Below are 12,474 nucleotides of genomic sequence, written 5' to 3'. Positions count from 1 at the left end.
TCAAAATTCTAAATAATAATCAACATATTAGATAAAAGTTCAGGGATAACAATTATTAATTGTTATCCCTGTTAATTGCTATCTTATTTATTATAGATATTTTTTTATTTCTTCCACCTTATTTAGTTTTTCCCAAGTCAGGTCTAAATCGTTTCTACCAAAATGTCCATATGCAGCTGTCTGTTTGTATATTGGTTTTCTAAGGTCTAGTTCTCTTATGATAACAGCCGGTCTTAAATCAAATACCTTTTGGATTATTTCAACAATTTTATCATCATCAATTTTACCTGTACCAAAAGTTTCAGCTTCTATAGAAACTGGTTTTGCTAAACCTATTGCATAAGCTAGCTGAATTTCTAATTTATCTGCTATCCCTGCCGCTACTAAATTTTTAGCAACCCATCTTGCAGCATACGCTGCTGATCTATCAACTTTTGTTGCATCTTTTCCAGAGAATGCTCCACCGCCATGCCTTGCGTATCCACCATAAGTATCCACTATTATTTTTCTTCCTGTTAAACCAGAGTCTCCTTGCGGTCCTCCAATTACAAATCTACCTGTTGGATTTATATAATATTTAGTATTTGCATCCAAAAGTTCACTTGGTACTATAGGTTTTATTACATGCTCTATTAAATCATTTTCAATTTGATCATGAGATGCCTCATCTCCATGTTGAGTTGAAATAACAATAGTATCTATTCTTACTGGCTTATTATCTTCATACTCCACAGTAACTTGTGTCTTTCCATCCGGTCTTAAATAATCTAAAGTGCCATCTTTTCTTACTTCGCTTAACCTTCTTGCAAGTCTATGAGCCATAGCAATTGGAAGTGGCATGTACTCTGGAGTCTCATTAGTTGCAAATCCAAACATCATACCTTGGTCTCCAGCGCCTATTGAATCCGTCTTATCAGACCCACCTAGCTTTGATTCTAAGGCCTCATTAACTCCCATAGCTATATCTGCTGATTGTTCTCCAATAGATGTAATCACAGCGCATGTACTAGCATCAAATCCATATTTTGCTCTAGTATATCCTATACCCTCAATAGTTTCCCTAACAACTTTAGGAACATCTACATAACAATTAGTTGTTATCTCTCCCATAACTAAAACCATTCCTGTAGTAACCGCCGTTTCACAAGCAACTCTAGCATAAGGATCTTGTTCTAAAATAGCATCAAGTATAGCATCTGAAATTTGATCGCAAATTTTATCTGGATGTCCTTCTGTAACTGATTCTGATGTAAATAATCTTTTCATTATAATTCTCCTTTCTGATATTAAAAATTTTCAAAAAAATAAAACCCCTTCTAACTATAAGAAGAGGTGTTTTAAACATCTTTCTTATCTCGCAGAATATATCTGCAGGAATTGGCACCATGGTGTATTGCACCGGTTGCCGGGTTTCATAGGGCCTTTTTCCCTCCACCTCTCTTGATAAGAGTTAACAATATTAAGTTTTAATTATACTACCACATAAATTTAATAGTGTCAATAAATCCTATACACACATAAAACTAAAATAAATAAAAAAGACATCTTAAGATGTCTTTTGGTGGAGGAAGATGGATTCGAACCATCGAAACATTACGTAACAGATTTACAGTCTGCCCCCTTTGGCCACTCGGGAACTCCTCCATATATGAAGCTGGCAATAAGAATTGACCTTACAACCTGCTAATATAAACTTTTTTCTTATGCCTTACAATCTTCTAATAATAAATGGTGGAGGAAGATGGATTCGAACCATCGAAACATTACGTAACAGATTTACAGTCTGCCCCCTTTGGCCACTCGGGAACTCCTCCAATTATATGACTAACAAAATTCATATACACATGTTAATCTATGAAATTTAAAAAATTGTTTATGGTGGGAACAACAGGGTTCGAACCTGTGACCCTCTGCTTGTAAGGCAGATGCTCTCCCAGCTGAGCTATGCTCCCAAACTTTAAAATAATGCATATTATATAATAACATAAATGGTGGAGGAAGATGGATTCGAACCATCGAAACATTACGTAACAGATTTACAGTCTGCCCCCTTTGGCCACTCGGGAACTCCTCCAATTATGGAGCTGGCAATAGGAATTGAACCTACAACCTGCTGATTACAAGTCAGCTGCTCTACCGTTGAGCCATGCCAGCCTATTATATTATTTATCGCTTTATCTTGTCGACAAGAATCATTATACAATATTATTTACTTAATTTCAAGTGTTTTTTTTATGATTAATATAATTTCTCCGCAAGCTCCATGTCTATAAACTTTCCAGCTATAATTCGCACTTTTTCATATTCCTTTTCCGATAAGTTTTCTTTTAATAATTTCAACGCTTTAAGAACCCCATCCTCGGCATCCTGCGCATACAAATAGTTTTTAACTTTTTTATAATCCTCTTTGCCTAACTTAATACTTACATATAACAACTTTATCTTATCAGCGGCAGTTAAGTTTTCTATTATTTTCCCTGTTGATACTTTAAACACTGATTGTTCATTTTTTTTATTATCATAATTGTTATCTTCTAGACTGTACCACTCTTTAAGTAAATATTTTTTATTACATATATATTTGTCCACCGCAGTTTCTTCTATATCTGCCTTAGATGAACCTGCATCCAAACTAGCAGTACTATTTTCACCTTTACTTTTAATATCACTACTAACTTTTTCATCTGGCATATCCCCTTCCTCTAAATTATCTTTCACATAAGGAGTTTCTATATCGGCATTTTTGCTTGGAATTAAATTACTGTTACTCTCTACTACTGTTTGTTTAAATATTTCATTTTTCTCATATTGATTCCTATTACTTATATAGTCGCTATACAAGTTCATAGTCGTAACACTTATAACTGTAAAAAGAATAATAATCCATCGTGAATATTTTTTTCCCATAAGAACATCCCCTCAAATAATTAATATACATAAATTATTTGCCAAATAATCACTTTTTTATTCTTTTATAATAATAATAGTTGAAATTTATTCATATAAATTATTGATAGGAACATAAGGAGGTATATTTCTTGAGTAAAGCTAAGACCGATTATAAAGATCCTTTAGCCTACTATACAATTTCTAATTTTTTAAAAGACTATATCGATGACAATACTTTAATTGTTTGCATAGGCACCGATAGATGTATAGGTGATTGTCTAGGTCCTCTAGTAGGTACATTTTTAAAAGATAGTTCCTTTCCCTTACCTGTATATGGCACAATTGATAACCCAATCCATGCATTAAATATAGATAGTAAGCTAGCTAAAATAAATGCTTTACATCCCAATTGCACTATAATAGGTGTAGATGCATGTTTAGGAGACGTCTTAAATATAGGTGAAATCCAAGCTAGAAATTATCCCATTCATCCTGGTAAAGGCGTTGGAAAAACACTTCCCAAGGTAGGTAACGTATCTTTGATAGGTATAGTAGATTCCAGTGATGATAGTGAACTCTTCACTAATAGAAACATAAGGCTCAGTTTAGTAATGGAAATGGCAAGTGTTTTAAGTAGATCCCTTTTGCATTCATATTATTTATATTCCTGTGCCAAGGAAAAAAGCTTAAGTCCCGTTTAAAATCAAATATATACCGTATAAACATAAACAAGCAATACAATTAAACTAATAATTGTATTGCTTGTTTATATAGCTTGTTTACACTTTTTAATCCCTTGTATATATTTCTCCTCCATTAAATGAATTGTCTAACTTATCCATATAATCCAATACTTTTCCTGTTCCCATAGCTACACAGGAAATAGGATCCTCTGCAAGATATACTGGAACTCTAGTAAATTCTTGTATAAGCTTATCTAATCCCTTTAATAATGAGCCCCCACCTGTCATAACTATACCTTTATCAGCTATATCTGCTGCAAGTTCTGGTGGTGTTTTTTCTAATACGGAATGTGTACATTCTGCTATTAAATTGACTGTTTCTTTTAAAGCCTCTCTCATTTCTTCCGAAGATACTGTTAAATTTTTAGGAAGACCCGTAATTAAATCTCTTCCTCTTATATCCATAGTAGCTACTTCATCTTGTTTGCACGCACAACCTATGTTTATTTTTAAATTTTCTGCAGTTCTCTCACCAATCATCAATTTGTGTCTTTTTCTAATATACTTTATAATGGCTTCATCAAATTTATCTCCAGCTACCTTAATTGATTCGCGTACAACCATACCTCCTAAAGAAATAACTGCAACATCAGTAGTTCCACCACCAATATCAATGACCATGTTTCCACTTGCTTTTGTAATATCTAGTCCTGCTCCAATTGCTGCTGCTAGCGGTTCTTCTATAAGATAAACTTTCTTAGCTCCAGCATTTCTACCTGCATGTTCTACTGCCCTTCTCTCTACTTCCGTTGCTTCGCAAGGGACGCATATTACTACTCTTGGAGCCGACAGCCTTCTTTTACCACAAGCCTTCTTTATAAAATGTTTTAACATCTTTTCAGTTATATCATAATCTGAAATAACCCCGTCCCTCATAGGACGTATGGCCACAATATTGCCTGGTGTTCTCCCTATCATTTGTCTAGCCTCTTCTCCAACTGCCAATACCCTATCTAAATTTCTATCTATGGCAACAACAGATGGCTCTTTCAAGATAACACCCTTACCTTTAATATATACAAGTACTGTGGCTGTGCCTAAATCTATTCCCATGTCTGTACCTAATCGAAAAAAAAACATCTCAAAACTCACTCCTGCTCTTTAGTATATTCGTTATTTAAATTATACTAAACTTTATTCTATAAAGCCATAAAAAAATCCTCTTTTTTTGCTTTAATATTTTTTAGTTTTTAGTTTCAAATGTTTTTATCCCTCTACTGCCTTGTATTTAAGTTTAGTTGCCCTGCCTCCTCTAATATGTCGCTCAGCTTTATTTATATCCAATATTGTTTTTGCTTCGCTAGCAATCAGCGGATTTATTGTAGGTAGTCTTTCCGTCATATCCTTGTGTATAGTGCTCTTGCTAACTCCAAACACTTTGGCAGTTCTTCTTATTGTAGCTTTTGATTCAATAATATACTTAGCAACTTCCAGTACTCGATCTTCAATATAGTCTTTCAAAGTGTTACCTCCTAAACCCTTGTATATTTATAAATATGCAATACCTTGCTTTTAAATTCCATTCCAATCAGTCATTTTTCGATAAATTCGTAAAAATGGCTGATTGGTATGATTTTTGATTATTCTTTAGTTTCTACTGTTTGATATTTTTCATACGTTACATAAATCGCAGGGTCTACATTCTTACTATTTTTCAAAACTTCAAAATGCAAATGAGGACCATAGTCTTCATTAAATGAGTTCAGAGTAGTGTTTCCCACTTTGCCAAGCTTTTGATTTTTAGTTACTACATCGCCTTTCTTTACTAATATCTTTGCATCCAAATTAGAATATCTGGTAACAAATCCATTTGCATGATCTATTACAACCATTTGACCCTTTTGATTAGTAACATCAGTACCAACTTCCTTGATTGTTCCAGCCATAACAGCTAGAACCGGTTCACCTATCTTTACATGAATATCAATCCCTAAATTGTTACTATAGCTCCCAGTAGTCGTCCACAAAACTGCATCAACATCTTTTGAATATGCCCTTGCAAGAAGTCCATTAGCTACAGGTTTTTCAAATTTAACACTAATTGTTTTAGACACCGGGGCAGTTGAATTTGTAGTTGTAACCTTTTTAATATTAGGTACTGACTTAAGTACCTGAGTCTTAGCTTCATTTTCTTTTTTTACTTGAAGCGCATCCTCATATTTTTTTTCTTTCTCTTTTAAAACTTTTGTTGCATTCGCTTGTTGTTTTTGTGTTTCTAGTTGATTGCTTGCTACTTCTTTTTTATTGTTACTTGATGATATAGATGCCACAGTAGCTACTATACATAAACAAACAAATAAAATAACGTAGAAGCCCTCCTTCTTAAAAAAATTTAATGTTTTGTTGTTTGATTTCTTATCCATACAAACACCTCCACTTGTATTTTTGTCCATAATGTATTAAAACATACATATTTTATAAATTTTTTTCTATTTATTTCATATTTTTGTATTATTTTTAGCTTTAATCCATTATTTATATGAATCTTTTTTTATTTACCTTCAATTTTAATGAATAAATAAAAAAACCGGTTATCTTTTTTAGAGAATAACCAGCTTAACTATATGATTTTTTATTTTGATATAACAGTACCGCTATAATAATGATTTAATATTTCAATATAATTTTTTCCAGACTTAGCCATTGCATCAGCACCCCATTGGCTCATTCCTACTCCATGACCATATCCACTGCAATTTATTTCTACGTCATTTAAGCTAAACACTATTTCAAAATTAGATGACTTTAACCCTAGCATAGTCCTAAATTTACTACCTGTCATGGTTATACTTCCTACCTTGATAATCTTGACGCTTCCAGCCTCACTCCGCTCAATTATTTTTATTCCCTTCTTAATGTTAGCTAGTGATAAATTAGCATTATTATAATTGTTATTTATAATTCTACTAAGCTCACTATACTTAAAAATGTTGCTACTTTTAAAACTTCCTGCTCTTTCTTCTCCTGGACTTTCTACACTCTTTAAATAAGGTACACTACCACTAAATACATCTTCAGAATTTTCCGTTTTGCCACTACTGGTTGCAAAATAATAAGGCTCCATTACTAATTTACTATTATAGGTTAATACTTGCCCTGACGTACTTTCAACCGCCATTTTAATTTTTTGAAAGTATTTTTCTCCTGAATTTTTGCTTGCCTTTTCCCATGCTCTTATTAATTCGTCCTTAGTCTTATAAACTTGACAATGGACCGTGTCACATAAATCAGCCCCTTTACCATTTTTGCAAGGTGCTCCATCTAATTCAGATATATGAGCTAAAGCATAGGTCCTAGAAGCTACTGCTTGAGCTTTTAAAGCTTCTATATCAAAAGCTGCCGGCATTTCAGAAGCAACAACCCCAGTAACATATTCTTCTAAATTAATGTCCCGTATAATATTTTCTTTTGTGATAAGCACTTTAACACTAGAAATTTTGGGAAGCGAAATATATTTAGTAGCGCTTTCATTAATTTCAAATTTATTTACAAAATCTTTTTTATTCGTACTTTTATTACCTTCCCCTCCCACTATTAAAAGAGAAGTTATAACTATAAATGCTATAAATGCAACTATTAACAAAAGAAAGTTTTTCAAATGTCTTGTAATAAAAACTCTTCTCATTTTTTTCTCCTCTCGCTATACAATATAGTAATACTTAAACCATAAAAAAAATTGGAATATACACTAACTTATATATTCCAATTTATTATATTTTATATTAAAAATAAATAATTATATCATTTTATTATTAAAAGTAAATAAACTTCATTATATTATTTACTAGAACTTACTCTTTTTATATCCGCTCCTAAACCCCTTAATTTTTCTTCAATACAAACATATCCTCTATCAATATGATATATGTCACTTATTATAGTGGGGCCCTCTGCTGTAAGCCCTGCCAATATTAATGCCGCTCCTGCCCTTAAATCAGTAGCTTTAACTTCCGAACCTGTGAACTTGTCTATACCTTCAATTACTGCGCTTCTACCTTCTATTTTTATATTTGCTCCCATTCTCTTGAGTTCTACAGCATGCATAAACCTATTTTCAAAAATAGTTTCTGTAATTATGCTCGTACCTTTTACAGTACATAACAAACTCATCATTTGAGCTTGCATATCCGTTGGAAATCCTGGATATGGCATGGTTTTTATATCTATTGGATTTAACTTATTCCTACCATCAACTATTATACTATTTCTATTAACCTCAATCGCTACTCCCATTTCCGTAAGTTTTGCTATTATTGGTTTTAAATGAATTTGATCAGTACCATTGATTTTGAACATGCTTTTTGTTATTGCAGCAGTTATCATAAATGTTCCTGCCTCTATCCTATCATAAATGGGTTTATAAACGACTTCTTTAAATTTAAAATCTTTGACCCCCAAAATTCTAATAGTATCTGTGCCTTCTCCACTTATTTCTGCTCCCATAGCCCTTAAAAACCTCGCTAAATCTACAATTTCTGGTTCTTCTGCTGCATTTCCAATCACTGTTTCTCCCTCAGCTAGTGTGGCCGCCATCATTATATTTTCTGTAGCACCTACTGAAGGATAATCTAAATATATGTTATTGCCTCTTAATTTTTTAGCTTTTGCCTCCACATATCCGTGCCCTACAGATACCTCTGCACCTAGTGCAGATAATCCTTTTAAATGTAGATCAATGGGTCTGGTTCCAATATTACATCCACCAGGCAAAGAAATTTTAAAGTTTCCAAACCTTCCAATCATCGGACCCATTATTAAAAAAGAAGCCCTCATTTTTCTAACTAATTCATCGTTAGCATCATTATCAAATAGATTTGCAGTATTAATTTTAACTCTATTGTTTATTTTATCTATACTAACATCTGCTTTAAGAGATTTTAATACCTCACATATTACAAATACATCTTCAAGCATAGGTGCGTTTTCAATGATACAACTATTACCATTTAATATTGTTGCTGCAAGTATAGGAAGCACTGCATTTTTAGATGCACTAATATTCACTTCCCCCTGTAATTTTTTCCCACCACTTATTATTAACTCATCCATTTTTTTCCTCCACCATATTATTAATTTTCAATAAGTTGTAATTATTTCAGGTGTACCTATGATAATGTACCTTCCAGATGAATAATTACATACAGCATAATTAAAATCAATTAGCTTGTTATTATTTACTACGGCATTATAATTTTTCGTATATGCCACAGTACTTAATCCACTATTAATATTAACCGTCTCAATGTTTTTAGTTCCATGCGATTCTAGAATCTTTATTATACTTTGATTAACGCTATAAATATCTTCTACATTTTCACTGTTTTCTCTGATTTTTGCCTTCAAATATTGATAATATTTAATATTCTCCCCTCTATGTCCAATGCTAAGGCTAACTTTATTTTTAAGAGATACCAGTCCATTTTCATTACCTATCTTGCTCATGTTTACAGTTATTACGTGCTTGCTATTACTTTTTAAAGCCTGTATATATCCCTTAATATTCCCACCTGAAAACTCAATAGAGTAGTAATCTTCATTTTCAAAAATTTTTGATCTTATTTCTTTATTATCAAGATCTAATGTTTGAAATAAATAGTTACATACTTCCTTTGGTATTTCTTTCGTTTCAAAATTTACCCTGAGTCCATATTCTGAAATTTCACCTTTAGTTTCCAGTAGTATTTCATCAAATAAATTAATTTTCTCCTGCGCATCTGAAAAGCTAACATTAATTCCAAAAATAATTAAACATATTACTATACACAAAAGTACAATACTTTTTCTTTTCATTTTAATCCCCCTATCCTTTAATTGAATTATTGACAATAATTTACTTTTATATTCTTTAAAAGGACCTTTATATTGTTACCATTAATAAAATCATCCCCCAGCACAAATGTGAAGAGGGCTATTTCATTAAATAGTATAGATAGGGGATCTTATAAGAGTTAAACTTATGAATTGATTGTTATATATGTCTATTCTCTATATTATTAATATATAAAACTTAGACGAAAATGTGCTTAAAAGAATTTAACCTCATTTTTTGACGTAAAAAATGGAGACAAATTAATTTATCTCCATTTTATACTCCCTATTCTTTTGTTTTTATTCTCATAAGCGCCCTTAAAATAGCATTTTCTGCTCTTTTAACATCAATATCATCCTTATGAGTCAATCTTTCTTCTGCTCTTTCTTTAGCTCTATTTGCTCTTGCTAAATCTATATCTTGTGGCCATTCACAGGTACTACATAACATTTCTACGCCCTCATTATGCACTCTTAAAATTCCTGCTCCCGTAAAAGCTTTTAAGTCTTTACCATTTAACTCGATAAATTTTGTTACTGTAGGTTTTGTTGGAGAGATCATAGCAACATGGTTCGCAAGAATACCAAACCTACCATCATCATTCTCCGTATTCAAACTGAGGATTTCACCACTATAAAACTCTTTTTCAGGAGTGAGTATAGTAAGCTTCATATGATTTTCCATATAAAAACACTTCCATTTCATTGTTCATATTCTATTATAAACGCCTTATTCACTAGCTAGCGTTTTTGCTTTTTCTACTGCTTCTTCTATAGAACCAACAAACATAAATGCTGCTTCTGGTAATTTGTCATGCTTGCCTTCAAGTATTTCTTTAAACCCTCTTACTGTTTCTTTTACCTTAACAAATTTGCCCTTCATTCCAGTAAATTGTTCTGCAACAGTAAATGGTTGTGAGAAAAATCTTTGAACCTTTCTCGCCCTTAGTACTACCGTTTTATCCTCTTCAGATAATTCATCTATACCAAGTATTGCAATAATATCTTGAAGTTCTTTATATCTTTCTAATATATGTCTAACCTTTATTGTAACATCATAATGTTCTCTACCAACTATCCTAGGATCAAGCATTGTTGAGGTAGATTCTAGCGGGTCTACTGCCGGATAAATACCAAGCTCAACTATTCCTCTAGAGAGTACCGTAGTAGCATCGAGATGAGTAAATGTAGCAGCCGGTGCTGGGTCTGTTAAGTCATCTGCCGGTACATACACAGCCTGCACCGATGTAATAGATCCTTGTTTCGTAGATGTAATTCTCTCTTGAAGTGCTCCCATCTCCGTAGCCAGTGTTGGTTGATACCCAACAGCACTTGGTATTCTTCCAAGGAGTGCTGACACTTCTGAACCAGCCTGTGTAAATCTAAAAATATTATCTATAAATAACAGTACATCTTGCCCCTGATCTCTAAAATGCTCACACATGGTAAGACCAGTTAAAGCAACTCTCATTCTAGCTCCTGGCGGCTCATTCATCTGGCCAAAAACTAATGCCGTTTTATCTATAACTCCCGACTCTTTCATTTCATTATAAAGGTCATTACCTTCTCTTGTTCTCTCCCCAACTCCTGTAAATACCGAAAGTCCATTATTTTCTTTTGCAATATTGTTCATAAGTTCTTGAATAAGGACCGTTTTACCAACCCCTGCACCACCAAAAAGTCCAATTTTACCGCCCAATTGATAAGGTGCTATTAAGTCTATTACCTTAATACCTGTTTCAAACATTTCTGGGTTAACAGACTGCTCTTCAAAGGTTGGGGCTAATCTATGAATAGGCATGTATTTATCCGCCACAACTTCTCCCATTTCATCAATAGGTTTTCCAAGAACATTAAATAGCCTTCCCAGTACTACATTTCCAACTGGGACTGATATTGGATTTCCAGTATCAACAGCTTTTAATCCTCTCCTTAACCCTTCTGTGCTTTCCATAGCTATTGATCTTATAATATCATCACCGATATGTTGCTCAACCTCAGCTACGATAACTCTATCTTCCATCTGAATTTCAATGCTATTGTGAATATTAGGAAGGCCCTCTGATTCAAACTTTATGTCTATAACAGGCCCTATTATTTGTACTACTTTTCCTATATGTCCTGGCACTTCTCTCACTCCCTTTTACCTTTGAGCTTCCGCCCCTCCAACTATTTCTGAAATTGCTTGTGTAATTGCGCTTTGTCTAATTCTATTATAACTCAATTTAAGTTTATCAAGTATTTCGTTAGCATTGTCAGTAGCTGACCCCATTGACTGCATTCTAGTTCTGTGTTCACTAGCCTTTGAATGTAGCATAGAGTTCAACATTTTACCGCTTAAAAATAAGGTGGCAATCTCATACATTAATTTTTCATCTATTGCCTCAATATCTACATATTCTTTACTGTTTTTCACTTCACTATCAGCATTTAGAGGAAGTATCTTCTCAATTTTAACTTCGTTTTTTAATGATGAGATAAGCTTTTTATAAACAATGTGAACTTCCCCTATATCTCCGCTACTATACATACTAAGTGCATTATTAATAATCGTTTTAGCTTCCTTGTAAGAAGGCGTATCTGATATTTCAATGTATTCAGCCACAGTTTCAACATTAAGCTTTTTAAGTATGGTTTTTCCCTTTTTACCTACAATAATAACTTTATAATCTTCCTTATTACTTTTAAGTTTAATCATCATTTCATTTATTATAGACCAATTGAATCCACCGCAGAGTCCTGTATCTGACGTAAGTACAACATATAATTTTTTGTTGCTATTATTTCCTCTTACATAGATACTATCACCTTCATAATTATCTATTAAATTTTTAATAGTGTCCTTTAGGGCATTCATATAATTATTATTAATATCTACCTTTTCTCTTATCTTCTTGTATTTAGCTGTAGCAACTAGTCCCATGGCTCTGGTGATTTTTGTAGTATTCGTTATGGATTTTATTCTTCTCTTAATTGCAACAAGCCCCATACCTGCCATGTTTCACCTCTCTTTAGCCTCCATAAATATATTACA

General features: G+C 32.9%; 12 protein-coding genes, 5 tRNA genes and 1 riboswitch. Of the genes, 1 reads left to right on the top strand and 16 read right to left on the bottom strand.

The window, feature by feature from the left end:
- Positions 1-90 precede the first annotated feature (90 nt).
- The 7 genes from metK to ACREWB_RS10920 form a co-directional block, all read right to left on the bottom strand.
- Positions 91-1,266: a methionine adenosyltransferase gene (gene metK, locus ACREWB_RS10950; protein WP_431547475.1), complete on the bottom strand. Its 1,176-nt coding sequence runs from the start codon at positions 1,264-1,266 to the stop codon at positions 91-93.
- Between the two features lie 81 nt (positions 1,267-1,347).
- A riboswitch (SAM riboswitch) is annotated at positions 1,348-1,450 on the bottom strand.
- Between the two features lie 109 nt (positions 1,451-1,559).
- Positions 1,560-1,644 (bottom strand) — tRNA-Tyr (locus ACREWB_RS10945).
- A gap of 85 nt (positions 1,645-1,729) precedes the next feature.
- Positions 1,730-1,814: transfer RNA gene (locus tag ACREWB_RS10940), tRNA-Tyr, on the bottom strand.
- 62 nt (positions 1,815-1,876) lie between these two features.
- A tRNA-Val gene (locus ACREWB_RS10935) sits at positions 1,877-1,952 on the bottom strand.
- Between the two features lie 37 nt (positions 1,953-1,989).
- A tRNA-Tyr gene (locus ACREWB_RS10930) sits at positions 1,990-2,074 on the bottom strand.
- A 5-nt stretch (positions 2,075-2,079) separates the two neighbouring features.
- Positions 2,080-2,154, bottom strand: a tRNA-Thr gene (locus ACREWB_RS10925).
- A gap of 84 nt (positions 2,155-2,238) precedes the next feature.
- A complete protein-coding gene (locus tag ACREWB_RS10920) occupies positions 2,239-2,907 on the bottom strand; it encodes a hypothetical protein (protein WP_431547474.1) in 669 nt (222 codons plus the stop codon).
- A gap of 131 nt (positions 2,908-3,038) precedes the next feature.
- Between ACREWB_RS10920 and yyaC the strand changes: the two genes are divergently transcribed.
- Complete coding sequence (yyaC, locus tag ACREWB_RS10915) at positions 3,039-3,590, top strand: spore protease YyaC (RefSeq protein ID WP_431547473.1); 552 nt, start codon at positions 3,039-3,041, stop codon at positions 3,588-3,590.
- Between the two features lie 87 nt (positions 3,591-3,677).
- Here yyaC and ACREWB_RS10910 read toward each other — a convergent pair whose 3' ends face one another.
- From ACREWB_RS10910 to atpG, 9 genes are all read right to left on the bottom strand, one after another.
- The gene (locus tag ACREWB_RS10910; protein WP_431547472.1) at positions 3,678-4,712 is read right to left on the bottom strand and encodes a rod shape-determining protein; all 1,035 of its coding nucleotides are present in this window, start codon (positions 4,710-4,712) and stop codon (positions 3,678-3,680) included.
- 126 nt (positions 4,713-4,838) lie between these two features.
- On the bottom strand, positions 4,839-5,093 hold the full coding sequence (spoIIID, locus tag ACREWB_RS10905) for a sporulation transcriptional regulator SpoIIID (RefSeq protein WP_431547471.1): 255 nt from the start codon (positions 5,091-5,093) through the stop codon (positions 4,839-4,841).
- A gap of 119 nt (positions 5,094-5,212) precedes the next feature.
- Positions 5,213-5,995 carry a peptidoglycan DD-metalloendopeptidase family protein gene (locus ACREWB_RS10900; RefSeq protein ID WP_431547470.1) on the bottom strand — a complete coding sequence of 261 codons (783 nt, stop codon included), beginning with the start codon at positions 5,993-5,995 and terminating at the stop codon, positions 5,213-5,215.
- A gap of 209 nt (positions 5,996-6,204) precedes the next feature.
- A complete protein-coding gene (gene spoIID, locus ACREWB_RS10895; RefSeq protein WP_431547469.1) occupies positions 6,205-7,257 on the bottom strand; it encodes a stage II sporulation protein D in 1,053 nt (350 codons plus the stop codon).
- A 152-nt stretch (positions 7,258-7,409) separates the two neighbouring features.
- Entirely contained in the window at positions 7,410-8,681 is a 1,272-nt protein-coding gene (murA, locus tag ACREWB_RS10890) for a UDP-N-acetylglucosamine 1-carboxyvinyltransferase (protein ID WP_431547468.1), read from the bottom strand.
- A 27-nt stretch (positions 8,682-8,708) separates the two neighbouring features.
- Positions 8,709-9,422, bottom strand: a complete 714-nt coding sequence (locus ACREWB_RS10885; RefSeq protein ID WP_431547467.1) for a YwmB family TATA-box binding protein — start codon at positions 9,420-9,422, stop codon at positions 8,709-8,711.
- Between the two features lie 304 nt (positions 9,423-9,726).
- Positions 9,727-10,125: a F0F1 ATP synthase subunit epsilon gene (locus ACREWB_RS10880; RefSeq protein ID WP_431547604.1), complete on the bottom strand. Its 399-nt coding sequence runs from the start codon at positions 10,123-10,125 to the stop codon at positions 9,727-9,729.
- 45 nt (positions 10,126-10,170) lie between these two features.
- On the bottom strand, positions 10,171-11,568 hold the full coding sequence (gene atpD / locus ACREWB_RS10875) for a F0F1 ATP synthase subunit beta (protein ID WP_431547466.1): 1,398 nt from the start codon (positions 11,566-11,568) through the stop codon (positions 10,171-10,173).
- A gap of 15 nt (positions 11,569-11,583) precedes the next feature.
- Positions 11,584-12,438: an ATP synthase F1 subunit gamma gene (gene atpG / locus ACREWB_RS10870; protein ID WP_431547465.1), complete on the bottom strand. Its 855-nt coding sequence runs from the start codon at positions 12,436-12,438 to the stop codon at positions 11,584-11,586.
- Between the last annotated feature and the right edge of the window lie 36 nt (positions 12,439-12,474).

This window comes from Clostridium sp., assembly GCF_050717635.1.
Taxonomy (GTDB): domain Bacteria; phylum Bacillota; class Clostridia; order Clostridiales; family Clostridiaceae; genus Clostridium_AD.
This window is presented reverse-complemented; position numbering and strand designations above follow the sequence as displayed.

Coding starts and splice junctions, on each gene's coding strand:
- atpG (WP_431547465.1), bottom strand. CDS start 12,438: ATGGCAGGTATGGGGCTTGTTGCAATTAAGAGAAGAATAAAATCCATA.
- ACREWB_RS10880 (WP_431547604.1), bottom strand. CDS start 10,125: ATGGAAAATCATATGAAGCTTACTATACTCACTCCTGAAAAAGAGTTT.
- spoIID (WP_431547469.1), bottom strand. CDS start 7,257: ATGAGAAGAGTTTTTATTACAAGACATTTGAAAAACTTTCTTTTGTTA.
- ACREWB_RS10910 (WP_431547472.1), bottom strand. CDS start 4,712: ATGTTTTTTTTTCGATTAGGTACAGACATGGGAATAGATTTAGGCACA.
- metK (WP_431547475.1), bottom strand. CDS start 1,266: ATGAAAAGATTATTTACATCAGAATCAGTTACAGAAGGACATCCAGAT.
- ACREWB_RS10885 (WP_431547467.1), bottom strand. CDS start 9,422: ATGAAAAGAAAAAGTATTGTACTTTTGTGTATAGTAATATGTTTAATT.
- ACREWB_RS10920 (WP_431547474.1), bottom strand. CDS start 2,907: ATGGGAAAAAAATATTCACGATGGATTATTATTCTTTTTACAGTTATA.
- ACREWB_RS10900 (WP_431547470.1), bottom strand. CDS start 5,995: ATGGATAAGAAATCAAACAACAAAACATTAAATTTTTTTAAGAAGGAG.
- murA (WP_431547468.1), bottom strand. CDS start 8,681: ATGGATGAGTTAATAATAAGTGGTGGGAAAAAATTACAGGGGGAAGTG.